Consider the following 25,116-nt stretch of genomic DNA (forward strand, 5'->3'; position numbering starts at 1 on the left):
ACATTGCTGCCTGGCTTACGAGAAGTCTTTGCGATTCCAGCCACTTTCGCCTTATCAGAAGTTGGCATCGCTCTTGGTCTAGCTTTAAGTGCCGTTATCTTGATGGAAGTTACCAAGCTACTGTTAGTTAACTATCAGCAGCCAGAATTAAATGCTCAATTGAATCGTTCCTAAAAAATATGCCGACATCACTAAGATGTCGGCGTATTTTTATAAAAACTGTTGTAAATAGCGTTGGATCCGTGGATCGGTACTGGCAAAAAAGGCTTCGCTCGTTCCATCAAAGCTCACTCCACCGTCTTCTAAGAAAATAATGCGATCGGCAACCTTTTTGGCAAATTCCAAATGATGCGTTACCACGATTTGACCGTTGCCGGACTCAGCTAACTGTTTGATGACCTGCAGCACTTCTTGTGCTAATTCCGGATCTAAGGCGCTCGTTGGTTCATCGTACAACATAAACTCTGGCTCCATCGCCAAAGCTCGCGCAATCGCGACCCGTTGCATTTGACCTCCCGATAATTGTCTCGGATGCTCAGCGGCTTTATCCAGCAGACCAACAGTTTTTAATAATCCCTCCGCCTGTTTGCGGGCAACTGCTTTCGGAACTTTTTTTACTTGCACAGGACCTTCCATGACATTTTGCAAGACCGTCATGTGGGGAAAAAGGTTGTACGCTTGAAAAACGATACTAAAATGGCCGCGATAGTCCTTCAACTGACGAAAGGATAAGTTTTTAGGAAAGGTCAACACCTCTTGATCGATTTTAATCGTTCCGCTGTCGGGTGTTTCTAATAAATCGATTGAACGTAACAAAGTACTTTTTCCTGAGCCGGAAGGGCCTAAAATCACGGTCGTCTCACCAGGTTGAAACGTTAGATTGATTCCCTGCAAAACTTGATTCGTGCCAAAACGTTTATTTAATTCTTTGATTTCTAACATCTCTTACCCTCCTTAATAGATCATCCGTTTTTCTAGGACCGACTGCAGATAATTCAAAAATGTACAGAAAATTAGGTAATACACTGCGACCATACTATAAAGTAGCAGCGGTTCATAGGTTCGAGCAGCGATTCGTTGCGCTGTCATAAAGATTTCTACGATGGTAATACTGGCGGCCAATGAAGTGTCCTTCACTAAACTGACAAAGTTATTGGATAATGGCGGCAACGCAATCTTGAAGGCCTGCGGGGCAATGATCCGATATAAAATTTGCCAGCGGCTCATCCCTAATGATGCTGCTGATTCGTATTGACCTTGAGGAATTGCTGCCAAAGCGGAACGAATATTTTCAGAAGCATAGGCACCGGTATTCAAGGAAAAAGTTAAGATTGCGGCCGTCCAGGCATCCATCTGAATCCCCACCGAAGGAAGTCCAAAGAAAACGATGAACAGCTGAACGAGTAACGGCGTTCCGCGAAAAATCCAAACATATAGAAAAAAGATGCCTTGTAATACGCGATTTTTAGAAAGCCGAGCCAAGGCTGTGGCTAACGCCAAAACCATTCCTAAGGCAAAAGAAATCAAGGTCAAAGGAATCGTCATTTTCAGCAATGCCCAAAATAAGGGCATTGCTGAGCTCTGAATAATCTCAATCGTTCGTTCCATTTTGCGTAGACCTTCTCTCTATTTAGAAATATCTTTCTTAAAATATTTTTCTGACAGCTTCGTCAATGTTCCGTCTGCTTCCAATTCTTTGATCGCTTTGTCGACTTTTTCAACTAATTTTTCGTCGCCTTTATGGAACATTGCGGCTACTTCTGTTGCTTCATCTGACGTTTTCACGATCTTGATTGGCGCATTTGGTTTTTGGTTCAAATAATCATAATAAGTCACATCATCGTTCAAGGTCGCATCCGCCCGATTATCGCCAACTAATTCCACCGCTTTACTGAAGCCATCGACACTTGAGATTTCTGCACCAAGTTCTTCGGCCATTTGTGCGTAGTTACTGGTCAGTGATTGCGCTGAAGTCTTACCTTTCAAATCTGCGAAATCCTTAATCTCGTCATTGTCCTTGTTCACGATCAATGCTGGATGTGAAACGGAATAAGGTGTACTGAACAAATATTTTTCCTTCCGTTCAGGTGTGACTGAGACTTGGTTGAAGATCACGTCTGATTTTTTAGCATCAAAGGCCGCTAACATGGAATCCCAAGGTGCTTCGACAAACTTGATTTTGTAATTGATTTTCTTCGCCACGGCTTTGGCTACGTCAACATCATAGCCGGTTAATTGATCCTTCTCATCACGGAAAGAAAACGGTGAATACGTTCCTTCCGTTCCAACTCGTAACACATTCTTCGTGGAGCCTTGTGCTTTCTCACTTTCTTGTGACTGGCAACCGGCTAAGAACAGGACTCCGACGACTAACAAACTAGCAATAGCAATAAGTGATTTTTTCATAATTTCTATTTCCCTTCTAAGGCTTTTTTCAAATCATTTTTTAAATCGGATAAATCTTCAATACCAACGGATAAGCGAATCAATCCGTCCTTGATCCCAGAAGCTGCTCGTTTTTCTTTAGGAATCGAGGCGTGGGTCATCACTGCTGGAACCTCAATCAAACTTTCGACTCCGCCTAAACTCTCAGCTAATGTAATGATTTCCAGTGCTTCGACAAAATCAGCTACCTTGTCTTCAGCAACTAGCTCAAAGGCAATCATCCCACCAAAACCCTGCATCTGTTTGGCAGCAATCCCGTGACCCGGATGATCAGCTAAACCAGGATAATAAACCTTGGCAACGGCTGGCTGTTCAACTAAAAACTCAGCGATGGCGGCTGCATTTTTTTGATGAGCCTCCATACGTATACCTAGGGTTTTGATGCCTCGCTGTAACAGCCAGCTGTCCTGTGGTCCTAATACCCCACCGATTGAATTTTGGTAGAAGGCGAGTTTTTCGGCCAACGCTTCATCATTCGTGACAGCTAAACCAGCCACTAGATCGCTGTGACCACCTAAATATTTCGTCCCACTGTGGAGCACGATATCCGCGCCCAACTGTAAAGGCTGTTGTAAATACGGGGTCGCAAAGGTATTATCTACGATCGTCAACAGTTCATGCGCTTTGGCCCAGCTGGCACTTTGCTTTAAATCAACAATTTTTAACAAAGGATTACTTGGTGATTCCAGATAGAGTGCCTTGGTTGCTTCAGTCACCGCTTTATCCAATTGTGCTGGATCCCGCATGTCGACCATCGTATAACTCAATCCTAAGGGCTTGAAGACTTTTTCCAATAACCGAAAAGTGCCGCCATAAACGTCATCACCTAAAATCAAATGATCCCCTGGTTGGAATAACGATAACGTCGCATGGATCGCGGCTAAGCCTGAACCAAAGGCAAAGCCTTGGACACCGCCTTCGAGTTCAGCAATCAAGGACTCGACTGCCAAGCGGGTGGGATTGCCAGAACGAGAGTACTCAAAATCCCCCGGTTGTCCTAATTTTGTTTGTCGATAGGTTGACGTTTGATAAATGGGGACGCTCACGGCTCCCGTCAATGGGTCTTCACTAATACCGCCATGAATCAGTTTCGTTGATAAATGCATTTTGTTTCCTCCTAGTTGTAAGTTAGCTTTTGTTGACAGTTAGGCGACAACACATCATTTTTTCCTCCTCGTTTCTCAAAAAACACAAAAAAAGAGGTGCAAGCTATTAAAGCTGCACCTCTTTACGACGTCTAAAATGAGAAGTATCCTTCTTTTCAAACGAGCTCAGAACAGTTAATAGACATGACAAAGTAGTATGCTGCTTTTTTGCACCATACAACAACATGCTGATTGAACTGTTTGAAAATTGCGTTTTGCCATGTTGTTTGCCATGAGTCCTGACCTCCTTGAATGATTGCACTCAATTTAGCATTTAGAAAATGAGAAGTCAATCAATAAAGACTCAGAAAAATTTAAAAATAACTATTTTCATTGTCACATAATCAGGGGGAAGATCAGCTAAAAAATCTAGTTAACGACGGTTGACACTGTTTAAAAATAACAAAATTATTTTCTATAACTTCAATCCATCCGCAACACCGTAATAGCCCGGGGGTTGTTGCGCTAAGAAAACTGCACAGTCGCAAGCCCCTTGAGCAAATCCTCGCCAATCCGTCGCATGATGACTGAGCTCTAAACGTTCCCCCAGCCCACCAAAAAGAACCGTGTGACTGCTGGGCGTATCTCCCATCCGTACCGAATGAAAACCAATCGTGCCCGGCTTTCGTTCGCCCGTACCAGCCCGATCATAAACAGCCAGTTCCGCAAGTTCTTTACCTAATTCATGAGCGATCACTTCTCCTAGCTCTTTGGCGGTCCCACTGGGTGCATCTTTTTTCCAACGATCATGCATTTCCAAAATCTCGATATCCGTTTCTTGACCAATCATCGCTGTGGCTAACTGTAACAGTTGATTCATGACGTTGACCAGCTTCGACGTATTCGCGGCATATAAGAGTGGGATTGTTTGACTGGCTTGTTGAAATAACGCCATTTCTTCGGAAGTAAAGCCAGTTGTCCCACAGACCAAGGCTTTTTGATAAGCTTGCGCTAATTGTAAAACGACTAGACCCATTTCCTTCGTTGAAAAATCAATAATCACATCGCAATCCTCAATCACGGTAGTTAAATCATCCACAACGGGAATATTTAATTCGCGACCCAACGTAGCGACTTGTCCCAAATCTTGACCGATATACTCCCGCCCCCGAGGCCCAACAGCTCCCACTAGTTGTAATTGCTCACTGTTCGCGGCAATCTGCGTAATCAAGCGTCCCATTTTACCTCGTGGCCCAATCACAATTGTTCGAATCATAGTATTCCTCCTTTAAAAAAAACGCTTTCAATTCAGTTTAGCATGAATAGTGTCAGATGAAAGTATTTTATAAATAAGAAAATGAGCACTTTCTTTACGGCACAGTTCCCCGTTCCTTCAAGGAAACTTGATATAAGATCTGCCAGCAGATTTCCCATGCAACTAACCTTGGCAAGACCGGAAAAAGAGCCACTAATAACCCCTTCCATTCTGTTTCAGAGAAGTAGTCTCGGAAATAATAAACATAACGCTTCATCCCACGAGTGACTCGCGTATTCAAGTAGCCCGGCGAATCAGTGCATAGCCTGGTTGAGCGCTTATATCAGCTTTTAAACGTGCTCTGATCTGCAGCAAACGAATCAGTTTAATTACACAAGTTGTCTCGCCAGTCGCTTCATAGTAAGCGGTGATCCGTTTTTCTAAGCGCACTTGTTTTGATTGGAACATTTGTCTCAAAGTAAAGGGATGTTGCTGCATGTTTTTCGCCTCCTCAATGTTATTAACGAAAATAAATCCGCTCATGCACAACTTTATTTTTCAATTAAAAAAAGTCTGAAGATTGCTCCTCAGACTTTTAGAAAAACATTCGTAAAAAAGACCAGACATAGCGTAATAAGCGCCATAAAATGAACAACAGAAAAAGATTCCCCAAAATGAAGCTAACGGCATTGCCCGCACTAGCTTTCAAATTACTCCATGTAAACCGGCGCAGAAAGCGCGGCAACGCGTTATAACCATTGCGCTTCAAACGAAATTTTTCTTCGTAGGTAAGTTCCAACATATCGTAATAAATGATCTGTAACGGTTCACGGGAAAAGATGTCCTTGGAAAAGCCTACCATCATCGTATATTGTCGATTATTAGAGGGCAAATTACGTACACCTTTTTTATTGATCTGAATCGTTTCATCAGCCAATACATTATAACTGTATTCTGCCTCTTGAATCTGATGGATCTGAACCTCCGGCTGATTTTCCGCAAGAAATGCCTGATAAACTTCTGGAAATTTTTGCTTTTGGAAAAAAAGATACATACTCAAGCCGGCAATCGCTAGTAGCAATAAACCATTCAGCAGCAAATGATCCTGAAAAATAGCGCTGTAGATCAGAATAATGCTCCCTGCGATTCCACTGATGACGATCCGCTTCCAGTAATAATTTTGATACATGATTCGGATCGTGCGCTCATAATAATCAAAATCTAACTTAGCAAAGTCCATCCATTCCCCGCCTTTCATAAAATATATTTATCATCAGTATAGCGGAGCAAACCACGAATGTCAGGCCAAATAGCTGATATGTAAAAAAGCCTGCAAACGTTTAAACCTATCTTAAAAAAACTGGACCGGCAAATGCCAATCCAGCTTTTTCTAAGGATTCATTTTGATAATAGGCACGCCTGTTGTATCTCGCAAAACTCTTTGCGGAAACATTTCTTCCGGCGGTAAATAATCGTGCCCTGATTCTGTTTGCCAACAAGCTGAAACTGACAGCATTCCTGTTCCAGTATTAATCAAACGGTGTGCTGTATTTCCTGGAATATAATGAACGGAGCCGGGAACGACCGCTTCCAACTGCGTCTCACCATTTTCCGTCATCATCAGTAGTCCATGGCCTTGCAAGCCAAAATAGTACTCTCCTGTATCGCGTTTTGCATGGAAATGTCCTTTTGTTAGGAAATATTTCGCGCGCTCCCCCTTAACTATTGACTCACGGAAGATAGTCTACCCATTTTTCTTTGCGCAAATCTGGTCGTACCACAAAGTCGAATTTACTTTTGTTTTGTTCATATTGTTGATAAATTGGCCGTTTAGAATCGATCGCAAACTCTAGATACTCCCGTGGTGATTTTTCGATCAGATTGTCCGCTTGATAGCTTGGATTTTGCTCCCAGATAATCCGACCTAGATCGTCAAATTTAGGATAGTAAGCTAACCCATTATGTGCACGGACATCATCATATTCAAAACCAAAATCGCGCACACACCACGCGCCAAAAAGCATTCGTTCCATTTTTGAAGCATTGATCGTACAATGCGCCCAGCCTGGCGGAACAATCACGACTTCTCCGGCTTTTGCCCGAACAGCATAGCAACGCCCTGGATTGTCAGCGGCTCTTTCTTGCATATAAATGATCGCTTCTCCTGACCAGATTTCATAAACCTCGGGTGTCGACATCTGACAAGCTTTTGAGAGGGCGTGGATATGGCCTTGGCTTTTTGACTGGTTCTTTCCCGATCGAACCATCCGCATAAGCAACAATGCCAAAAAGCAATTCTCGTTCTAGCAAATCTGAGCGATCCTTTTCTAACCCTACATCCATCGCTATTGAATAAACAATCTCAGGCCCTGTCGCTGCATGATCTGCCATGCTATGAAGAATGTCTTTTAAATGACGCTGTTCTGCATGGTCTGGACCAAAAACAGCAGTCGGATAAACAAATTCATGGGTTGTCTCATCAAAGGTTATACCTAACCCCGTCTCAAACATTTTCTCCCTCCTCAGCTTACGATAGGTTTCTGACAAAGGCTTGGATCACAGCAACTTCTTTATCTGATGCACCATGATTAACCAATTTATATTCTTTGACTGCTTCTGGTACTATGAAGGTCTCCCCATAATGGATGACATACGGCTCAAAGCTGTTATCCAGACTTTCGACTGTGATTTCTTCGCCTTCTACCAAGTTCAGCATGTTAACACTTTGATGAACTTTGACCGTCACTTCTTTTTTGAACCAATGACGGTGCGTCTCAATAAATTCTAACTCATGTAATCCGGTCTTTTCAACACGGCTGTCACTATCCTCATGAAGCGTTTCGAAAGGATTGATCAGGTTTTCTTTTACCCAAGCCGTATCGTAATCTGTGTTCACATTTTCTTCACCGTGGTCTAAATGAACCGGTCTTGGAACACCATCCAAGCCCAATCGTTCCCAGTCCCACAATTTAAAAGTAAAGATATAAGGCGTTTGGCTGATCTCCAAGACCACCGTATCCGGTCCGCCGCAGTGGATTGTACCTGCTGGGATCGAATAGTGATCGTGTTTCTTCACAGGAAAACAATTGATGTATTTTTCATCAGGGAAACGATAATCGCTATTCTCTGCCTTGCGCAACTCATCAAATAATTCTGCTTTTTCAGTTCCTTCTTTTACTCCCAGATAGATAGTCGAATTTTCACCCGCCTGCAAAATGTAATAGCTCTCATTTTGTGTATAAGTCATACCAAATTTATCTTGGATATAATCCACTCGTGGATGAACTTGTAAACTTAGATTACCCCCACCAACGGTGTCTAAATAATCGAAACGAATTGGGAATTCATTGCCAAAGCGAGCCTGGACTTTTTTTCCAAGTAAAGCAATCGGACGCTGATGGACGACATTGATCGCTGGAATCTCGATCTTTGTTCCGGAAAAATCCAAACATAGACTATTTTCTTCTGGTACACCATCAAAAGCCCAGCCATAATTTTCCTTATCAGGATCTAGATTAAATTCTTGTTTCATCCACTGGCCACCCCAAACACTGGCATCAAAGTAGGGAACTAGGCGAAAAGGCTGTTCCACGATTTGATCCAAAGCAACACGATAACTCGCGCCATCGACCATTTTTACTTGCTCCGGGACAGTCGTATCGATCAGATAATCGATCTGATCAGTCAATTTTTGTTTTAGCCGGTCAGCAACTCGCCATTCGAAGAAGAACCCGCGCTTCACTTTTTTGAGATTATCTTCTTGTTCATTCGTAGCTTTCCAGTTCGGCATGCCGGCGCGGTAACGTTTTTGAATCTCCCAACGTGGTAAATCGGCATAACATAAAATATCTGGTTGCGGCTGGATGATTGCCGCACCTGTACCGTAAACAACAATCTTCCGCTTTTCTTCTGCCAAGTCTTTTTGTAATTGTTGCACTTCATACGCTGGATAAAAGTCATCTAATATCGCATGGGACATGATCCCAAAGACACGATCTTCTGTTAAGTTTGGTGCGATTTTATTCGTCAATGTTTCCGTATCATAAGCATAGTCATCTGCTTTAACTAGCCGAACATCCGTTAATTTGCTTAACAGCTGTTTCTCCAGTTCAAACAAATCCACACCTGGATAGCATTCTAAAGTGACTGTTTTCTTGCCAGCGTCAAATTGCTGATTCAACTCTTCAACAATTTGTTCATAACTTTCCCATGTCTGTGCAACATGTTTAATCTTGATTTCCGGTCGCAAATTATATGTCATTTTTACCCCTCTTTAATAATCATAATGATATAACATTAGAACTCGTCATCATCCTCTTCGTCAGAAAAATCCATCCGACTGATGCTATCTTTCCCTGTTTGGATCCCGTCAGCGATCAATTGCTGCAACGTTTTTCCTTCGCGCATCAAAATCATATCTAATAACATCGCCAAATTCATGCCCGAAAGCATTTCGATTTCCAGATCAGTTTGAGCTAAAACATCATACGCGTTTGTTCCAGGAGAACCCGATGGAATATCACAAACAATGATCATCTGTTTGAGCTCCTTTGGCAAATCAGCGACTAATTTTTCCAATTCTACTCTATACGTTGCCACACCAGACTCTTCTAAGCCAAGTGAAAAGAAATTTTTCTGCTCACCAGCCACAAATTCTACTGCCGTTTTCATCCCTTGAGCCAGTTTTGAATGACTCACTAATAAAACTCCAATCATCTTACTTGCTCCTTCTACTTAATTTCATTTAGAACATCATTTGGATCAAATAAGCGATCCCTACACCGCCAAAGGCAGCTACAAAATAAATACCGATCAGCTTCAATGCCGAAACACCCTTCTTCGCCATCAAGTACCAAGAAACAAGTACTAAAAGCAACGGCAATAGATTGGGGAAAATACCGTCCAAAATACTTTGTACATCAATTTTGGCACTACTGAATTTTAAGACGATCGGTAGTTTCAAATTAACGTAACTTGCTGCAACTCCGCCGATCACGATCATTCCCAAAACAGAAAAGGCTTGTGTAATTTGTTGGGCCTTTTCACCAACAAATGTATCAACTGACTCAGCACCTAACTCATAACCTTTAAAGAATAAAAAACGTGTTCCTAACATAATGATGGTATTATAAGCAACGATATAAAAGATTGGCCCTAAGATACTACCATTTTCCGACAATCCCATCCCGATCGAAAGTAAAATCGGAATCAGCATTCCCGGAATCATTGAATCACCGATTCCAGCTATTGGACCCATCAAACCGACCTTTAAGCCATTAACAAAATCATCATCGATTTCTTCTTTACCTAGTGCCCGTTGTTCTTCTAATCCGACGACCACACCATTGATCAATGCACCGATTTGCGGTTCAGTATTGTAAAAAACGGAATGTCTTTTCAGCATTGCTTTTTGCGCTTCAGGATCATTTTTGTATAAACGTTTGGCGATTGGCTCCATCGATAAAGCAAACCCAAAGGCTTCTAAAAACTCAAAACTCGTTGCCACCAAATTATACATCATCCAACGAATATAGGATTTATTCAACGTCTGTTTGTCTAAAAGTTGGTAAGATCTTTTTTGTTCCATTAAAATTCCTCCTCATCATCGAAATCGTCATAAGAACCATCTTCTGTTGCAACTTTCACCGTCGGTTTAGATTTTGCTTGGAAGAAAATGTAAGCAATCACACCCGCTCCGATTGCCAAAGCGATCATATTTAATTTTAAGAAAATCACACAGATAAAGCCGAATAGGAAGAATAACAGCATGATGTCTTCTTTAACAACCGCCGTTAACAACATCACGATCCCGATAGCTGGTAAAGCTCCACCTAAAATTCCCATAACGTCAATTAAATATTGCGGCATGCTGGCTAACATTTCTTTGGCAAAGCTTGAGCCAAAGTAGATTACTAAGAATGAAGGAATAAAACGTAAAGCAAAACTTAGCAACTGGGGCCCCACAATCGCATTGAAATGGAAGCCTTTTTCATCGCCTTCTTCAATCGCTTTTTGTGCTCGGTGATTCCAAAATGAGTTGGCAACTTGGAAGAAGTTAAACACGATCGTCCCAATCACCCCAATCGTCGTAGCTAAAGTCACAGCAACTTCTGTCGATGAATTAGATAAAATAGCCAAAGCAATTGCCGGATAAGCAACAAAGTTCAAATCGGCTGGCATCTGCCCCCCCGGCGTAACCATTGCGATATAAACTGCCTGAATAGCAACCCCGATAATAATTCCCTGCGTCACATCTCCTAAAATAAGTCCAATCAAAAATCCTGATACTAAGGGTCGGCTAATCGTATACCAGCCACCGGTCAATCCCATTAACCAGGGAGTGCCAAGAGCACCTAAGTAGCACAGCAATGAGATTAATACAGCTTGGAAAAAGAGCATAATAAATTCCTCCATTCTTTATTTTTTGATGTCTTTCCAAGTAAAGCCTTTTGAATCCGGTACTAATTTGAACTGAATATCCATCCCTAATGAGTCTAAACGTTCAAAAGCTGCTCGTTCACCTTCTGTGATCGCCACGTTTGGACCAATTTTTTCTGCGCCTTCTCGTGCACTCATTGGACCAACATTTAAAATTGGATAGCAAGCAATAAAATCTGCGCCAGCGTCGTACAAACGAACAAGCGTCTCTGGGGTTTTCGCGATTAGAAAATAATTTCGCTTGCTGCTAACGATTTCTTCCCACTTCAGCGCTGTCCGATCAACAGTCATAACGAAGCCTTTCAAAGGTTTGGGGACTGCACCCTTAAGCGCTTTTGATAAAGTTGGATTATTGGCGGAAGGGTCATCAACTGCCACAACACCATCGCAAGCTCGTTCACTCATCCATCTTGTCACTACCTGACCATGAATGATCCGATCATCAATTCGGATAAAAGATATTGCCATTTTTAACACTCCTATTCTCTTTATGTCATTTTGTTATAACAATAAAACAAACTGAGTATAAGTCATTTCTCCCGAAAAGACAACGCTTTCTTTTTATTTTTTTAAAAAAAAGTGCAAAAATGATCTTGATCACTTTGCACTTTCCTATTAATTTAGATTTCAACATAGTAGCGATACTGGTCACCGATATAGTAACAATCACTGATTTCTTTGTACTGCCCATCCGCTCTCGAAACCATTCGAACCCTTTTTAAAATCGGGGTGTTTTCCGGTACATCTAAGACCGCCTGAAGTTCAGGCGTCGCATTCAAGGCCTCAACATATTCCTTACTTTCACTCATGACGATATCAAATGTTTTCAAATAATCATACAAGGAGCCATAATAATCCTTGCTGTCCAGCGAAAAATTCTCTGTATATGGAATGTGGGTCACAAAATAAGCAAAGGCTTTACCTCCATCAACCCCTCTAGTCCTTCTAAGTTGAAGGACTTTCGAACCTTTTTCAACCCCTAATTGCTGAGAGATTCGTTCTGAAGCTTCAATTAAACTAACTTGCGCATGTAAAGTTCGGACTTTTTTACCCAATTCTTCCATTTCACGGGTGAAGCTACGGACCATTGTATAATGTTCTTTTTCATTGGAGTGGTCCATCGCCAAAACAAAAGTGCCTTTGGCTCGTTCACGATACAAATACCCTTCACGTACCAATTCGTCGATTGCTTTTCTGATTGTTATTCTACTGACGCTATAAATATCACACAAATCTAGTTCTGGTGGGATTTTTTCTCCATCTCCCCATTCTCCAGAAACAATTTTGAAGCGTAAATCATCTGCTATTTGACTATATAATGGACTCGCACCTTTTCCTTTAGCTAACTTTTCGTTCAAGCTATCACTCCTTTAAAAGTTCTATTGTTATAACAATAATATATTTTCCCTAAAATATCAAGTTTTATAGAATACGGTTTCTTTTTGCTAATCTCATTAATTAACTTTTATAAAGCGAATCTAAAGCTTGGGTATTTTTCCTTTTTTTCTAAAGATCACGTAGTATAATAAACAATAGAAAATTGATTATTTTTGATCAAGTAAAGGAGGACACTCATGAAGATCGCCATCATACTTTCAATGCTGATACTTGTACTGGCTAATTTTTATCTTTTCCTCGTTTATTTCAAAGAAAAAAAAATTACCGATAAATTAGAGCGACTAGCGGTAATGTTCGGTACCAACATGAGTGTGCTCTTTGTCGATAGTTTGCTTCTTTTCTTCGGGGCACTAGCAGAAGAAAGCTTCTCCCTGATGGTCATCTTCTCGCTTCTTTAACTTCTGTACGCTAAAAAGAGGTTGTGACAAAAGTGGTCAGCTGCAAGACATTTTGGCTTATTCCTAAGAAGCCACTTTTGAAACATCGTTTATTCTGAAAAAAGAGGTATGACAAGCCTTTTGTCATACCTCTTTTTTTAGAGTTTCACGAAGCCATATTCAAGAATCTTTAATTTCCGCTTCAAGCGCTCAATGATCGGTAGCAAATCTTCAATCGTTGTCCATTCAGGATGCTGAGACAGTTCTTGCTGGATTTTAGTCGTTTCACTAGTTAAAATTGCATAAATCGTCTCGCGGACATCCTCTTCTCGAACGTCGTTGCGTAAAGGTAATTTGCTGATCACAGCATCCGTCAATGTCATGTTGCGTTTCATATCAGCTGTCAGTCGCTTTTCCATTACCGTTCGCAAAGGCTCAGGCAATAACCTCATCTCCGCATAAACCTTCAGCAGAAAATCAAATTCAATCGGATACTTTAATTGCAGCGAGATCTTGTATTTAGTCGCGTCTACCACCATCTCCAATAAATCAGCAGCTTCCGTCCAAACCGAATAATCGATCTGCTGGTAAAAAAATTCAGCAGCATAATCATAGGTCGCTTGATACAAGCCGGCTTTATTGCCAAAGTAGTGAAACAGCAAGCCCTTAGACACTCCTGCTTCTACAGCAATTTGATCCGTTTTCGTTTCACGATAACCAGACTTGCCAAATAATTTGGCACTGGTTGCTAAAATATTTTTTTCCTTTTGTGGATCTTTCACGACTTCTTTCATCAAATCACTCCAAATCCCGTTTATTGTAGCCGACTAACCCAAGCAGTGTCAAAATTAGAAAGGCCGCCAACAAACTGACCATGACTGGCCGATTAACTGCTTCAGTTGGAACCTTGCCCACCCAACCTAATGGTGAAATATTAGCTGACTGCTCCGAGAGATTCAACAGTGGACCAAACATTTTTATTAACACACTAGCAGCTAGATAGAGCCAGAGGACACTCGTCAATTTTGGTAACGCACCGGTCAAGAAACTACCGATTGCAACAAAAAACAAGGTTGCTGGTAAAAAGCCCAGTAGTGTTTCCCAAAAGTATTTCAAAGCAAGTGGCTGTTCCAGTGTGGCATTTCCAATAAAGAAAGTCCCTGCCAACATCGCGGTAAAAACTACTAGGCTGACTAGCGTTCCGACACCAATGTAACTCATTGCTAACCGGGTTTTAGTAATACTTTTCGCATGTAGAATCTCTAAATAGCCTTTTTGATCATCTGATTTTAAACGGAAAATAATCACTATCCCACTGATCGCCGCGATCGCTACAAAAAACATGCCCAACATATTCAAATAATTCAAGATCAATTCTTGGTTGGCCGCATTGATTTGGGTCACCCCGAGGATTTTTCGATAGGTCGGATTCGTCCCAATAATATCACCGATCGTATTAAAAATTGAACCATAGGCTGCACCTAGAATTAAGCTGCCCAAAATCCAACCGATCATACTGTTACGCTCGACTGTTAGAACTAGGCCTAGCGGTGAAGACAGGGTCTTCCCAGCGCTGGCTTTTCCCTCCCTCGATGCTAAAATGCCGCTGCCGATATCGCGAGTCGCTGCAATGTTGATCGCAACTACTAAGCAAACCACACCTAGTGCAAGCGTCAAAACAACTGGCAACCAATTATCATCCGTATAGATTGCTGTTTTTTGAATCCAGCCGACTGGTGAGAGCCACGTCCATTTTGGATTGGTCACATCGGTCATCATCCGAATAATATAAAAAAGACCATACAGCCCATAGCTCATAAAGTTGGCACTACGAGCATTGTTCGCCAACTGTGCCATTAGCAAACTGATAAAGCCAAACATGATCCCGATACTAGCAATACTCGCTCCCATCAAGAGATCACCTTGCAGTGTAGCCCCCTTTAAATCGGCGGCCACCAAACTAGCTACATATAAAATCCCCATCAAACCATTCAGCAAAAGAATCTCGATCACAGTGGCATAAATCGGCGCTAACCGCCCCACTGTCCGTGAACGAATCATTTCCAGCAAACCAGAATCTTCCTCTGCACGCGTGTTGGCGATCGCTAATGAGATATTCATAAAAACCATGAACATCCCCATGAAGACCAGCATTTCCGAAGCGAAAACATTAGCCGTCGTATAGGGTTTAACCGCCGAGAACTCGCCAAACAATGAACCCATCGCTGGTGTTTTCAACGTCTCAACGATCGCATCAATATCCGTTTGCGTACCGAACAAAACATTGAACTTCGTCGCTGCCGCCGCGAATAAACCAACTAAAATGGCGATCCAAATGAGGTGTTTAAACCGATTTTGTTTCAAATTGGCCTTTAATAAGTAACCTGTCTTGGCTCCGTTACTCATGAGAATCAGCCCCTTGTTTTTCGTAATACCGTAAAAACAAATCTTCTAATGTTGGCGGTGTCGATGTTAAATTGATGATTTGTTTTTCAGCTAAAAAGGTCATGATCGTCGTCAACTCTTCACGATCGACTGAAAGGACTGCCTGCCGATGAGTATCCGCTGAAAATTCAACTTTGTGGACACCGGCTAGCCGTTCGATCCCATCTAGTGGCCTTTGCGTTTCAACGGTCAGCTCCATCCGTGTTAAATGCCGCATCGAAGCCAAGTCTCCTACTTCGATAATCTCTCCTGCACGAATGATGGCAATCCGATCACACATTTTTTCTACTTCCGACAAAATATGACTGGACAATAAGATACTTTTCCCCGCTGCTTTCAATTTCAATACTTCTTCTTGGAAACTTTTTTCATTTAACGGATCTAAACCAGAGGTCGGTTCGTCAAAAATATATAATTCGGCCTCTTGTGATAGCGCTGCTACTAAGGCGACTTTTTGCCGGTTTCCTTTTGAATAGGTCCGGGCTTTTTTCTTAGGATCCAACTGGAATTTTTCGATCAATGCTTCCGTTTTAGCACTCCGCTGCTGACCATTCAAGCGTAACAGCAAGTCGATAATTTCCCCACCAGTCAAATTCGGCCAAAGATAAACATCTCCTGGTACATAAGCAATCTTTTGATGAATCGCTGTAGCTTCCTGCCAAACATCTTTGCCAAAAATTCGCGCATCCCCACTGTTTTTTTTCAACATCCCTAATAAAATCCGGATCGTTGTCGATTTTCCAGCACCATTGGGCCCAATAAAGCCTAGCACCTCTCCTTTTTTTACATCAAAGGTCACATCCTTCAACGCTTGAAACTTCCCAAATTTTTTCTCAACATGTGTTAATGATACGATCTGAGTTTCCATCCTGCTCACTCCATTCGTCTAATCCACCTGAAAATCCAACCAAATATTGCTGAATCTATACCGAAAGAATACTCCTTTTTGACTTTCAAGTCAATGACTAGCTAGTCAATCCGATTTTTCCTGTAGGAAGTGAAAACCGAAAAAGAAGATGACTCGGATCGATCTCTCGAATTTCTCTTAGTAATAAAGTATGATAAAGAAAAAGTTTTTAAGGAGTTTATATGTTTATTTTGCGAAAACTATCTCCGCTATTTCTGCTACTTGCAGTTATTGGAGATTTTTCCTTACCCTACTATTTAGGCCGCTTTTATCCTGAATTCGATCAAATGACGATGATCATCAGCCAATTAGGTGAACCGACTAGCCCTGTTCAAAATTATTTTAATACTGGCTCCGTCATTACAGGCACTTTGTTCGTACTGTCGAGTTTCGGCATCTACACCTTCTTTCAATCCGAATCGAAACAATTGGCGCAAATTTTGGCAGGAGCAATCGCACTTTATGGTCTCGGTGATTGTATTTTGACTGGCGTAGTCCCTATCAGTGAATCTGCCAACTTCTTTAGCCCGGCTTATTTTTTACATGCTGCTTTTTCTGGTATTTCGATGGTCGCCATGATGCTAGTCCCTTTATTACTAGCTTTTCAAGCCCAGCTTAAGCAGAAGAAAAGGCAGGTACTTTTCTATTGTATTTGCTTGCTTGGTTCGATCGTGACTTTGATTTTATTTGCCGCCTATTATCTACCACTAATCGGTAGAGGATTTATTTCCACGCGAGGGATTTGGCAACGGCTGTCGCTATTTTTCTTATACTTGCCAGCTTTCAGCATCGCACTGCGCCAACTATTCACGAGAATGTCTTAGAGAATACAAGAAAGGAGAAGTGACAAAAGTCTTGTCACTTCTCCTTTTTTCGAATAAACGGTATTCCAAAAACAGCTTCTTCGGAAATAAGCCGAAATTTCTTGCAGCTGACTACTTTTGTCACAGCTTCTTTGAATTACCCTAATTTCTTGATCCCAATCTGAGCGGCTCCAATCGCTCCGGCGTACTGAGATAATTCATCCCGTTGGACGGGGGCCGCAACATAGTGCGCTAACACTTTGGCAAAAGTCGCACTTTTTGATAAGCCACCAGTAAATAATACCTCTTCGCCGCGAGTAGGACGTAGCTTAACATATTGGCTGCTGATTCGTTGAGCGATCGAATGGAGCACTCCCAGTGCAATATCTTCGCGGGCTTCGCCTTTTGAAATCAAGCTAATAACTTCTGACTCAGCAAAGACCGTACACATACTATTGATAGTAACAGGCTGGGCATCTTGAACAAATCGATCAAGATCAGCAATCTCTTCCCCTAACGTACGCATCATGACTTCCACAAAACGACCCGTCCCAGCCGCACAGCGATCATTCATACTGAACTCTACGACATTGCCGCGACCATTCAGCTGAATCGTCTTGCAATCCTGCCCACCGATATCAATGACTTGCTTCACTCCAGGGTGAAGATATTCCGCCCCCTTGCCATGACAAGTGATCTCAGTCACCACTAAATCCGCCGGCAGCAGCTTCCGTCCGTAACCCGTCGTTACTAGCCGCCACTCAGTCAAGCCATACTGGGTCTTAAAATAATCCACCACTTCGGTCATCGCACCTTTCGGATTTCCCGCTGTCGGCACTAAATATTTATCTTGCATCTCTGCATTAAAAAACAGCACACCCTTAGTAGTAGTGGATCCTGAATCTAAACCGATTGTGTACATACAGCCTCTTCCTCTAACATTTCGATAAACGCTGTGACGCGTGTGTTGATTTGTTCAATATCTGATGTCGAATAGTCCGTCTCTAAATACATGTAAGGAATCTGCTTTTCTTCATTCAAGAACCGTTTGATCTTCAATGATTCCACTGAAAATGGAATGCAGTTTTGCAAGACCATATCGATCACGCCATCGACTTGATAGTCATCGACCATTTGACTCAACAAGTCTTTGCGTGGCTGATTATTCGACATACAGGCACAGCCGATATTGATGTATTTATCGGTCAATGCTTGATAGACATCTTCTTCCGTTTCATCGACGAAGCGTTCCACGGCTTTGGCCACGGTACAGTTTTCATAAGCAACCACCATGCCGCCATTTTCTTCAATCGCGCGAATGACTTTTTCGGTGACGCCGCCCATAGGTGATCCCGTGACTAAGATCCGGGGCTTCGGATCCAACCGTTTACCAGATTCATATTCTGCTTTGACTTTCGCCGTTGTTTCCTCCAGCATTTGGATGACTTCTTCTTTATCAAATTTATATTGCGACCCATACATTACTTTGAAAATTTCTTGTCCACTGATCGCCGGCGGATTTAATTGCCCCAAACGATAAAAATCTTGCTTTGCTTTCCGCTCACGATTTTTCAACGTGATTGCTTCACGAATTTTTTCATCTGTGATTTCTACACCCAAGAAATCTTCTAGTTTTTCTTTGAAGCGGACCAACTCGCTGTACCACAATTTTTTACTCTCTTCCGTATCGCGCATATGAGGTAGCTGCATCAGATAGGTATCCTTGAATTCTTCCATATATTCGTACATTTTTTTCTTGCCATCGCAAGTCGTTTCACCCACGACTAAATCAGAAAAATAAAAATATGGACATTTATCCGTTTTCCCAAAGCCGTAACTCGACTTAATCAACGGACACAAGTTCCGTGGCAGATCTTCTTCTGCATCCGGGATCGTTTCATCGGAAGTCGAACAGAGGCTGATCTGGATCGCGCCGCCAGCCAAAACCAATTCTTCCGGCATAAATGTACAATAAACGCCCACCACTGGTTTTCCTTGCTCTTTGATCTCCTTGACTGCTAAAAAGCCTTGTCTTCTCGCTTCGCCAAACTCGTCAAAAATCTCTGGTAAACTTGTTTTTAGTTCCATCTTACCCATCCTTTTCTATTGGTATTTTCATTGAATCATGTTAGCTGAAAATCAGCCTTGATAATTTTTCCTTCAATAGAAAAGAGCACACCAAAAAGGCTGCCCTAGGATAATTGTTAGGTTAATTGATCCGAGGAGGAAAAATATTTAATTGGCCTGCTTAGAACCTCTAAGTTTTGCGGCACTCAAAGTCATCGCCGAACCATTTTTCCACCTCCTAGCTCATCTCTTCTTGTTTGTCTACAACGCTTGTGTAAACCTTTACAATCTTCTCTTAGTATAACGAAGGTATTTTTCCTCCGCAAGGCTTCCAAGAGAGAATCGTTCTCAGCTCTAATAAACCTGATCTCGAAAAAGTATTTGGTAAAAAACAGTTAACATCAAAAACGTCCAATATCACACAGACATTGGACATTTTATATAATTTTTTTGATTGAACAAAAAATACATCTCGACTAATAGAACACATAAAGCAATAGGAACTTGTTTCACACCATGTAAATTACGATCAACTGGTCCTTATTCAACTAGCCTGAAGACCATTGTAATAGGCAATCAACAAGACACCGATTCAAATCAACCAAGGAAATAAATTCGTTAGTTTTGTAATAACTTGACCCTGAAAACAACAACGGTGATACTAACAATTGAAGCAAAAATCGCCAAAATATTTTCCAAACTAATGACTTAATCTACCATAATAATCGTCTGAATTGTATTTATTTCTAGATGATCAAATTATTTATTAGTTCCTTTTCTCAGTAGATACATCCTAGCCATTCCGGTTTGTCGCACATTAATTGTTTTTTCTTCTTTGATTACGAAACCTTTTTCCAATAATTTTTCAAGGCGATCATTACTACTCCAAATAGGCTTTATAACAATAACAGATTTCAACGAATTTATATTGATTTTTGATACCGGAAAAATATCCGGTATTGTTTTTTTAAAAAAATCTGAGGTGCCGTCCCACCTTCTTTTCCTTCACTAACAATTTCTTCCATGGCAGAATCAAAAACTGCAGTTCCCTTATAAAAGGAGAACGTTGCACTATGAGACATTTCTTCAGTATCCAGGCTAACAACGGGTGCCTTTTCAAGCCAATTAGAATTTATTAATTCTCTCATTTCCACATTTTGAGTAAAATTTTTCTTAGCTGAAATTACACAAAAAGTAGTATTGATAACAATAAAAGACGTGATGATGATAAAAAAGGCTTGCTTAAATTTAGTAAAACAGAAAACTCTATCTAGTAACAGTACCAGGGAGATGTATAGAGGGAAAAGTGCAGGGAATGAATAGCGAACATCGAAAACAGGACTCATTAAAATCGAAATAAGAACAGAAAAGCTAACTGTCGCTAAAAATATCCAAATGCCTAAACTAATAATTGGTGTTTCATAACGTGGAACTTTTTTGAAAAAGTATGGACTTCCAAAAGTCAGCATAACTACCGTCATAATTATACCTATTAATAAATCTTTTTTAGAAATAAACGTACCCATAACACTTTCTACAAAGGGCCATAAATATATTTTTGCTATCGTTTTTATTGTGAGTGGGGGGATCCAATAGCTATTTGCTACTCCCTTTACTTGTCCAATTGCTACAATCAACCAAGGAGAATAAAGTATGAGAAAGAGGATTGCTGCAATAAAAGCTTCAACAACTACTTTTTTACTTTTTTTACCTAAACCATAGATAAAAAGGAACAGAAAAATCAATCCCCCCATAACTGCAGAAAAATAATGTGTATAAGCAGCTAAGGTGCTGCCTAGTAACACAAGGAATAACCATTTATAAGAATAATTTTTCAAATATTTAAGTGCTCCAAAAAAAGATACTCCTATGAAAAGCATAGCCCAAGAATACATCCTAATTTCAACTGAGTAATAAGAAATATGAGGCATAAACATAAATAAACTACTAAAAAAAATTGATTTATATTTATCCATATTATATTCTCTAAAAATTAGAAAACCGACAAATATAGTAATTAAAATAGGTAACAGTGAAATAAACCGACCATAAATTACTTGCATAAAAGGATTAGCCGGGGACAATAGAAAAAAGAATCTCACAATTAAATAATACAAAGGAGGGTGAACATCTAAGCCAGTTAGATAGATAATTTCACTTGCAGGATATTTTATTATCCCTAAAGTATAGGCATCGTCTAACCAAATTGACACATTTAATACATTGTTTATTGAAATAATAATACCTAGAATTACTGATACGTATGCTAGAACTCTCCAATGAATATTGGAACTCTCTTTACACTTTGAAATTAAATAACGAAATTTATCCATAAATCCTCCATCCTTTAAAATAAATCTACTACATGTTTTCTTCCAATAAAGTTTGCCTTTATAAATAACATTTTATATCAAACTAAATTATAAAACAAGTTATTTTAATTCTGTACATTCCTTGATAATTCTATGATACATCATTTATATTACTTTTTTTATTATAATAAATAATCATTTAGAAAGATGCTGTATACATAAGCTTGTCAAAAAACATTTCATATTTATAACCATTCACTCTTTATATTTCTATATTTATTAATCTCAGGATATTACAGCAATATATAAGACTGGTAAGATTATTTTTTTGGAGAACTTTATAACACTTTATATCTTGAATTTACAAATTCAAGTCATAAAAAAAGCCTCATAACTAGAATTAAACAACAATAGGTTGGTCGAGAATGCTATAAAATAATTTATTTTTCATAAGTCCACGTACTTCTATTACAATATTTGAGCAAAAAAATACTAGCCGATAGGTATGTTTATTGTAAAAATCATCTTTAAGTGAGTGAGAAGCCTAGTACAACTTCTAGATAATTAAGACAAAATTATCTAGAAGAAAATTCTTCACCTGCGTTTTCGTACATAAAAGATTACGAATTTTTTATTAAATTCTTTCAAAATAAATAAGTGGGGTAAATAAGAAAAACTCACTAGGCAAAACAAAAATATAAAAAGGAACAACAAAAAATTCCTATATCTCACTCTGATATGTTTAAAAAGCTTTTGCACTTTTTATCCATAATTAGTTTTATTCAAAAAATCATCTTCTAGTTTAAGAACTGATAAAAAAAGAAAGGAGCTGACAAAGCCTCCTTTCTCCATAAATTATTCCTTTAGTCCTGCTACAAAGCGTTGAGTGATTTCTTTGGGGCGTGTGATGGCTCCGCCTACTACGATCCCAGCGACTCCGATATCTTGCGCTTTTTTGGCCTGCTCAGGGGTGTGGATCTGACCTTCCGCAATCACCGCTACGCCCGAATCGACCAGTCTGGTCATCAACTCAAAAGCTGGACCTTGTTCTGTGTCTTCAGCACTTTCAGCCGTATAGCCGCATAAAGTCGTCCCGACAAAATCAACACCAGCGGAAAAAGCGGTCATTCCCTCTTCAAAAGTCGCGATATCAGCCATCAATAATTGTTCCGGATATTTTTCTTTGATTTGCTGAATGAACTGTTCAATCCTCAAACCGTCGTGACGTTTACGCAACGTACAGTCAAGCGCGATTACTGCTATTCCCAGAGCTGCTAGCTCATCGACTTCCTGCATACTGGCAGTGATAAAGGGTTCTTCTGGTGGGTATTGTTTTTTTATCAAGCCAATCAAAGGTAAATCGACAACGCCTTGAATCTCTTTGATGTCGCGAACCGAGTTGGCGCGAATCGCAACGGCGCCACCTGCTTGTGCCGCAAGTGCCAACAAAGGCATAACACCACCCTGCTCTGTGTACAGTGGTTCTCCCGGTAGCGCCTGACAGGAAACGATCAAGCCGCCCTTAATTTTCGCTAAAAATTCTTCTTTGTTCATATCATTCACAACCTTAGTCAAAAGTTTATTTTTTATTCAAACTAGCCTGCATAGCACGTTTTGTGTTGACTCAAAAATGCTAACACAGGGCCTTGCCAGAGGCTTAGTTCCATTTACTGGCGGCCAAACTAAAGTCAGCAATGGCTGTTCTCGTTTTTACGATATCGGATACTTCGTTGGTCAAGACGACCAGCGCAAAAGGCTGATCTTTAGCCCAAACGATACCAATATCATTTTCGACATTTTGCTGTTCCCCTGTAATATTTGCCACAGTGACATCCTTAGATAATTTTGCCGGAATCTTTGTCCGAATGACTTGCCCCTTTAAAAGATCCAGCATCGTTTTTTGCGGTTCCTTTTCACGACTATCATAGATTTTTTCCAACAATTTCAGGCAATCATTTAATGACGTATAGTTATCCTCAGCCGTGATCCGAACATTGATATCCACCATTCGCCGTTCGATCCGAGTATCCGTATAACCTTGCTCTTTGAAATAGGTATTCAACTGATCGATCCCATAATGATCGATCAAAACATTTGTCGCATTGAGATCATTTTGCTGGATCATTGGTTTTAACCAGTCAGTTAATGCTTGATCATTGATCAACTGATTCGCTCCATCGCTTTGTGCTAACGCATAATCCATAATAAATAATTCAATGATATTGGCCGCGCTCGTTGGCTCCGAATTCTTACTAGAAAAATCCTGATTGGTATTAAAATAATGAACCCCGTAGTAAACCTTGCCGGCACTTTTCGTCAAGGCTGCCGTGTCTAATTTAACGGCTTTAGGCTTCGACTCGGAACTCTTTTTACTTTTCTTTTTCGAACTTGCTGCCGCCTGACTGCTACTTGACTGTTTCGTTGGTTGCTTTTTGGCTTGCTTAGTCGAAGAGGCGGTTGTTGCCTGTGAAGACTGCTTTGCTACCTTTTTGGTTGTCTGCTTCGTACTCGTCTCAGCTTTTTTTGTTTGACTTTCTTTAGCTGTGAGCGTTTTTTGTGGCTCTTCAGCCGGTTTATTTAATAACCGAGTCGCACCAAAATAGAGACCACCTGCCAATAGTACGGTTGCCAGACCAACTACGATATATTTCCCCGCAGCTTTTTGATTGGGATCTGAATGTTTTCCCAAAATATTCACCTTCTCCCTTTTAATTAACTGGGTTTCGTCCACCCATAAGTTTATCATATTTCATTCCCAAAATAATTTCTTTTAAAAAAGAATATACGAATTATAACTAGCTAGCTGATAAAATACATTACTTAAATAAAGCAGAAAAAACCTGACTTACAGAATGTTGTAAGCCAGGTTCTACTGTCTATTATATTTTGAAAAATAATCAGCTTCCTGTGCCAAGACAATCGCTGCTGAGCAACTTAAACACTTGGGCTATTCGATTAAGGCGGGCTACGTTAATTTTTCAAAACGATGCGCGATAACCCCCAAATGCAATTGACCAAAATCACTAAAGGCTTGACAAGTTGGCTCCTCTTTATAGCAGCTATCCGCAAGATAGATTGGAGCAAAGCCTAATGCCTCAGCCGCTTGCAATTGATCCAGTGAATTGGAAATGAAATTGACCGTTTGATGCTTCAACTCAACTTGTAAAAAATCGATTAGTCCTTGCGGAATCTTCCCAACTTCTTCGCCATTGATAGAAAAATCCAAATAGTCAGCCAAATGATGCTCCAGCAAAACTTGGTTCATGGTTGCTTGATCATAGAAAACCATTCCCACTTGCTGCTTCCGACTCTTCAAATAATCCAGCAACTGATGCGCATGTACCTGATCTTCTTCTCGTAAAAAAAGACACTCACTAGAAAAAACAAACGTTTCAATCATGCTATTTCCTCCTAATTCATATAATTATTGTGATTATTTTCACTAATAAGAAAAATAAAAAAAGAATTGTCAGACTGCTTAAGTTACTTTAAAACATACACCATTTATTTAACGCTGTCAATTTTTTCCATAATATGAAATAAAACCCTCGATTCATTGTGAATGTTTTATCATTTGCTTTTTC

The 25,116-nt window shown here is 40.4% G+C and carries 28 protein-coding genes; 2 read left to right on the top strand and 26 right to left on the bottom strand.

Annotation, left to right across the window (positions count from 1 at the left end; all coding sequences use genetic code 11):
* Positions 1-210 precede the first annotated feature (210 nt).
* The 17 genes from EP1_RS11810 to EP1_RS11880 all read right to left on the bottom strand — a co-directional run bounded on the left by EP1_RS11810 (position 211) and on the right by EP1_RS11880 (position 12,581).
* Positions 211-942 (bottom strand): amino acid ABC transporter ATP-binding protein, encoded by a 732-nt coding sequence (locus EP1_RS11810; RefSeq protein ID WP_067627650.1) that lies wholly within the window; start codon positions 940-942, stop codon positions 211-213.
* A 12-nt stretch (positions 943-954) separates the two neighbouring features.
* Positions 955-1,608, bottom strand: a complete 654-nt coding sequence (locus EP1_RS11815; protein ID WP_067627652.1) for an amino acid ABC transporter permease — start codon at positions 1,606-1,608, stop codon at positions 955-957.
* An 18-nt stretch (positions 1,609-1,626) separates the two neighbouring features.
* Complete coding sequence (locus EP1_RS11820; protein WP_067627654.1) at positions 1,627-2,406, bottom strand: amino acid ABC transporter substrate-binding protein; 780 nt, start codon at positions 2,404-2,406, stop codon at positions 1,627-1,629.
* 5 nt (positions 2,407-2,411) lie between these two features.
* Positions 2,412-3,551, bottom strand: coding sequence for a cystathionine gamma-synthase (locus tag EP1_RS11825; RefSeq protein WP_067627657.1), 1,140 nt, complete (start codon positions 3,549-3,551; stop codon positions 2,412-2,414).
* Between the two features lie 454 nt (positions 3,552-4,005).
* A complete protein-coding gene (gene dapB / locus EP1_RS11830) occupies positions 4,006-4,806 on the bottom strand; it encodes a 4-hydroxy-tetrahydrodipicolinate reductase (RefSeq protein ID WP_067627659.1) in 801 nt (266 codons plus the stop codon).
* 94 nt (positions 4,807-4,900) lie between these two features.
* Positions 4,901-5,062, bottom strand: a complete 162-nt coding sequence (locus EP1_RS13455; RefSeq protein WP_157065594.1) for a hypothetical protein — start codon at positions 5,060-5,062, stop codon at positions 4,901-4,903.
* Between the two features lie 20 nt (positions 5,063-5,082).
* On the bottom strand, positions 5,083-5,283 hold the full coding sequence (locus tag EP1_RS11835; RefSeq protein ID WP_067627661.1) for a hypothetical protein: 201 nt from the start codon (positions 5,281-5,283) through the stop codon (positions 5,083-5,085).
* Between the two features lie 97 nt (positions 5,284-5,380).
* Complete coding sequence (locus EP1_RS11840) at positions 5,381-6,025, bottom strand: hypothetical protein (protein ID WP_067627669.1); 645 nt, start codon at positions 6,023-6,025, stop codon at positions 5,381-5,383.
* Between the two features lie 150 nt (positions 6,026-6,175).
* Positions 6,176-6,526 carry a glucose-6-phosphate isomerase family protein gene (locus EP1_RS11845; protein WP_083507549.1) on the bottom strand — a complete coding sequence of 117 codons (351 nt, stop codon included), beginning with the start codon at positions 6,524-6,526 and terminating at the stop codon, positions 6,176-6,178.
* Complete coding sequence (locus tag EP1_RS13700; RefSeq protein ID WP_245630614.1) at positions 6,516-6,983, bottom strand: glucose-6-phosphate isomerase family protein; 468 nt, start codon at positions 6,981-6,983, stop codon at positions 6,516-6,518. Before EP1_RS13700 ends, EP1_RS11845 begins: the two co-directional genes overlap by 11 nt.
* Entirely contained in the window at positions 6,961-7,296 is a 336-nt protein-coding gene (locus EP1_RS13705) for a cupin domain-containing protein (RefSeq protein ID WP_245630615.1), read from the bottom strand. The genes EP1_RS13700 and EP1_RS13705 overlap by 23 nt, the downstream gene beginning before the upstream one ends.
* A 16-nt stretch (positions 7,297-7,312) precedes the next feature.
* Entirely contained in the window at positions 7,313-9,046 is a 1,734-nt protein-coding gene (locus EP1_RS11855) for a class I mannose-6-phosphate isomerase (protein WP_067627672.1), read from the bottom strand.
* Between the two features lie 35 nt (positions 9,047-9,081).
* Positions 9,082-9,501 (bottom strand): PTS sugar transporter subunit IIA, encoded by a 420-nt coding sequence (locus EP1_RS11860; protein WP_067627674.1) that lies wholly within the window; start codon positions 9,499-9,501, stop codon positions 9,082-9,084.
* Positions 9,502-9,529: 28 nt separating this feature from the next.
* On the bottom strand, positions 9,530-10,372 hold the full coding sequence (locus EP1_RS11865) for a PTS system mannose/fructose/sorbose family transporter subunit IID (protein WP_067627676.1): 843 nt from the start codon (positions 10,370-10,372) through the stop codon (positions 9,530-9,532).
* Positions 10,372-11,184, bottom strand: coding sequence for a PTS mannose/fructose/sorbose/N-acetylgalactosamine transporter subunit IIC (locus EP1_RS11870; protein ID WP_067627679.1), 813 nt, complete (start codon positions 11,182-11,184; stop codon positions 10,372-10,374). Before EP1_RS11870 ends, EP1_RS11865 begins: the two co-directional genes overlap by 1 nt.
* A gap of 18 nt (positions 11,185-11,202) precedes the next feature.
* Positions 11,203-11,691 carry a PTS sugar transporter subunit IIB gene (locus EP1_RS11875; protein ID WP_067627682.1) on the bottom strand — a complete coding sequence of 163 codons (489 nt, stop codon included), beginning with the start codon at positions 11,689-11,691 and terminating at the stop codon, positions 11,203-11,205.
* Positions 11,692-11,843: 152 nt separating this feature from the next.
* Entirely contained in the window at positions 11,844-12,581 is a 738-nt protein-coding gene (locus tag EP1_RS11880) for a GntR family transcriptional regulator (RefSeq protein ID WP_067627685.1), read from the bottom strand.
* A 216-nt stretch (positions 12,582-12,797) separates the two neighbouring features.
* Here EP1_RS11880 and EP1_RS11885 point away from each other — a divergent pair, with 216 nt between their 5' ends.
* Positions 12,798-13,019, top strand: a complete 222-nt coding sequence (locus EP1_RS11885) for a hypothetical protein (RefSeq protein ID WP_067627688.1) — start codon at positions 12,798-12,800, stop codon at positions 13,017-13,019.
* 137 nt (positions 13,020-13,156) lie between these two features.
* Here the strand turns inward: EP1_RS11885 and EP1_RS11890 are convergent, their stop codons facing one another.
* Genes EP1_RS11890 through EP1_RS11900 form a run of 3 tightly spaced genes read right to left on the bottom strand, consistent with a single transcriptional unit; the run spans position 13,157 to position 16,311 of the window.
* Positions 13,157-13,792, bottom strand: coding sequence for a TetR/AcrR family transcriptional regulator (locus EP1_RS11890; RefSeq protein ID WP_067627691.1), 636 nt, complete (start codon positions 13,790-13,792; stop codon positions 13,157-13,159).
* 4 nt (positions 13,793-13,796) lie between these two features.
* Entirely contained in the window at positions 13,797-15,404 is a 1,608-nt protein-coding gene (locus EP1_RS11895) for an ABC transporter permease (RefSeq protein WP_067627695.1), read from the bottom strand.
* A complete protein-coding gene (locus tag EP1_RS11900; protein ID WP_067627698.1) occupies positions 15,397-16,311 on the bottom strand; it encodes an ABC transporter ATP-binding protein in 915 nt (304 codons plus the stop codon). The genes EP1_RS11895 and EP1_RS11900 overlap by 8 nt, the downstream gene beginning before the upstream one ends.
* 221 nt (positions 16,312-16,532) lie before the next feature.
* On the opposite strand from EP1_RS11900, the gene EP1_RS11905 reads away from it, so the two are divergent.
* On the top strand, positions 16,533-17,174 hold the full coding sequence (locus tag EP1_RS11905; RefSeq protein ID WP_067627701.1) for a DUF998 domain-containing protein: 642 nt from the start codon (positions 16,533-16,535) through the stop codon (positions 17,172-17,174).
* Between the two features lie 136 nt (positions 17,175-17,310).
* On the opposite strand, the gene EP1_RS11910 is transcribed toward EP1_RS11905, so the two are convergent.
* The 6 genes from EP1_RS11910 to EP1_RS11935 form a co-directional block, all read right to left on the bottom strand.
* On the bottom strand, positions 17,311-18,075 hold the full coding sequence (locus EP1_RS11910; RefSeq protein ID WP_067627708.1) for an acyl-CoA dehydratase activase: 765 nt from the start codon (positions 18,073-18,075) through the stop codon (positions 17,311-17,313).
* On the bottom strand, positions 18,057-19,241 hold the full coding sequence (locus EP1_RS11915; RefSeq protein WP_067627711.1) for a double-cubane-cluster-containing anaerobic reductase: 1,185 nt from the start codon (positions 19,239-19,241) through the stop codon (positions 18,057-18,059). The genes EP1_RS11910 and EP1_RS11915 overlap by 19 nt, the downstream gene beginning before the upstream one ends.
* A 902-nt stretch (positions 19,242-20,143) precedes the next feature.
* On the bottom strand, positions 20,144-21,553 hold the full coding sequence (locus tag EP1_RS11920) for a glycosyltransferase family 39 protein (RefSeq protein ID WP_067627714.1): 1,410 nt from the start codon (positions 21,551-21,553) through the stop codon (positions 20,144-20,146).
* 834 nt (positions 21,554-22,387) lie between these two features.
* Positions 22,388-23,086 carry an N-acetylmannosamine-6-phosphate 2-epimerase gene (locus tag EP1_RS11925; RefSeq protein WP_067627716.1) on the bottom strand — a complete coding sequence of 233 codons (699 nt, stop codon included), beginning with the start codon at positions 23,084-23,086 and terminating at the stop codon, positions 22,388-22,390.
* A 103-nt stretch (positions 23,087-23,189) separates the two neighbouring features.
* Entirely contained in the window at positions 23,190-24,221 is a 1,032-nt protein-coding gene (locus tag EP1_RS11930; protein ID WP_067627718.1) for a serine hydrolase, read from the bottom strand.
* 276 nt (positions 24,222-24,497) lie between these two features.
* Positions 24,498-24,932, bottom strand: a complete 435-nt coding sequence (locus EP1_RS11935) for a hypothetical protein (RefSeq protein ID WP_067627720.1) — start codon at positions 24,930-24,932, stop codon at positions 24,498-24,500.
* Positions 24,933-25,116: the final 184 nt, after the last annotated feature.

The sequence above is a fragment of the Enterococcus pseudoavium NBRC 100491 genome, from assembly GCF_001544295.1.
Lineage (GTDB): Bacteria > Bacillota > Bacilli > Lactobacillales > Enterococcaceae > Enterococcus_A > Enterococcus_A pseudoavium.

What these genes read in the sequence shown, in the direction of transcription:
- EP1_RS11810 (WP_067627650.1), bottom strand. Translation starts at nt 942, where the DNA reads ATGTTAGAAATCAAAGAATTAAATAAACGTTTTGGCACGAATCAAGTT.
- EP1_RS11815 (WP_067627652.1), bottom strand. Translation starts at nt 1,608, where the DNA reads ATGGAACGAACGATTGAGATTATTCAGAGCTCAGCAATGCCCTTATTT.
- EP1_RS11820 (WP_067627654.1), bottom strand. Translation starts at nt 2,406, where the DNA reads ATGAAAAAATCACTTATTGCTATTGCTAGTTTGTTAGTCGTCGGAGTC.
- EP1_RS11825 (WP_067627657.1), bottom strand. Translation starts at nt 3,551, where the DNA reads ATGCATTTATCAACGAAACTGATTCATGGCGGTATTAGTGAAGACCCA.
- dapB (WP_067627659.1), bottom strand. Translation starts at nt 4,806, where the DNA reads ATGATTCGAACAATTGTGATTGGGCCACGAGGTAAAATGGGACGCTTG.
- EP1_RS13455 (WP_157065594.1), bottom strand. Translation starts at nt 5,062, where the DNA reads ATGAAGCGTTATGTTTATTATTTCCGAGACTACTTCTCTGAAACAGAA.
- EP1_RS11835 (WP_067627661.1), bottom strand. Translation starts at nt 5,283, where the DNA reads ATGCAGCAACATCCCTTTACTTTGAGACAAATGTTCCAATCAAAACAA.
- EP1_RS11840 (WP_067627669.1), bottom strand. Translation starts at nt 6,025, where the DNA reads ATGGACTTTGCTAAGTTAGATTTTGATTATTATGAGCGCACGATCCGA.
- EP1_RS13700 (WP_245630614.1), bottom strand. Translation starts at nt 6,983, where the DNA reads ATGTCGACACCCGAGGTTTATGAAATCTGGTCAGGAGAAGCGATCATT.
- EP1_RS13705 (WP_245630615.1), bottom strand. Translation starts at nt 7,296, where the DNA reads ATGTTTGAGACGGGGTTAGGTATAACCTTTGATGAGACAACCCATGAA.
- EP1_RS11855 (WP_067627672.1), bottom strand. Translation starts at nt 9,046, where the DNA reads ATGACATATAATTTGCGACCGGAAATCAAGATTAAACATGTTGCACAG.
- EP1_RS11860 (WP_067627674.1), bottom strand. Translation starts at nt 9,501, where the DNA reads ATGATTGGAGTTTTATTAGTGAGTCATTCAAAACTGGCTCAAGGGATG.
- EP1_RS11865 (WP_067627676.1), bottom strand. Translation starts at nt 10,372, where the DNA reads ATGGAACAAAAAAGATCTTACCAACTTTTAGACAAACAGACGTTGAAT.
- EP1_RS11870 (WP_067627679.1), bottom strand. Translation starts at nt 11,184, where the DNA reads ATGCTCTTTTTCCAAGCTGTATTAATCTCATTGCTGTGCTACTTAGGT.
- EP1_RS11875 (WP_067627682.1), bottom strand. Translation starts at nt 11,691, where the DNA reads ATGGCAATATCTTTTATCCGAATTGATGATCGGATCATTCATGGTCAG.
- EP1_RS11885 (WP_067627688.1), top strand. Translation starts at nt 12,798, where the DNA reads ATGAAGATCGCCATCATACTTTCAATGCTGATACTTGTACTGGCTAAT.
- EP1_RS11890 (WP_067627691.1), bottom strand. Translation starts at nt 13,792, where the DNA reads ATGAAAGAAGTCGTGAAAGATCCACAAAAGGAAAAAAATATTTTAGCA.
- EP1_RS11895 (WP_067627695.1), bottom strand. Translation starts at nt 15,404, where the DNA reads ATGAGTAACGGAGCCAAGACAGGTTACTTATTAAAGGCCAATTTGAAA.
- EP1_RS11900 (WP_067627698.1), bottom strand. Translation starts at nt 16,311, where the DNA reads ATGGAAACTCAGATCGTATCATTAACACATGTTGAGAAAAAATTTGGG.
- EP1_RS11905 (WP_067627701.1), top strand. Translation starts at nt 16,533, where the DNA reads ATGTTTATTTTGCGAAAACTATCTCCGCTATTTCTGCTACTTGCAGTT.
- EP1_RS11910 (WP_067627708.1), bottom strand. Translation starts at nt 18,075, where the DNA reads ATGTACACAATCGGTTTAGATTCAGGATCCACTACTACTAAGGGTGTG.
- EP1_RS11915 (WP_067627711.1), bottom strand. Translation starts at nt 19,241, where the DNA reads ATGGAACTAAAAACAAGTTTACCAGAGATTTTTGACGAGTTTGGCGAA.
- EP1_RS11920 (WP_067627714.1), bottom strand. Translation starts at nt 21,553, where the DNA reads ATGGATAAATTTCGTTATTTAATTTCAAAGTGTAAAGAGAGTTCCAAT.
- EP1_RS11925 (WP_067627716.1), bottom strand. Translation starts at nt 23,086, where the DNA reads ATGAACAAAGAAGAATTTTTAGCGAAAATTAAGGGCGGCTTGATCGTT.
- EP1_RS11935 (WP_067627720.1), bottom strand. Translation starts at nt 24,932, where the DNA reads ATGATTGAAACGTTTGTTTTTTCTAGTGAGTGTCTTTTTTTACGAGAA.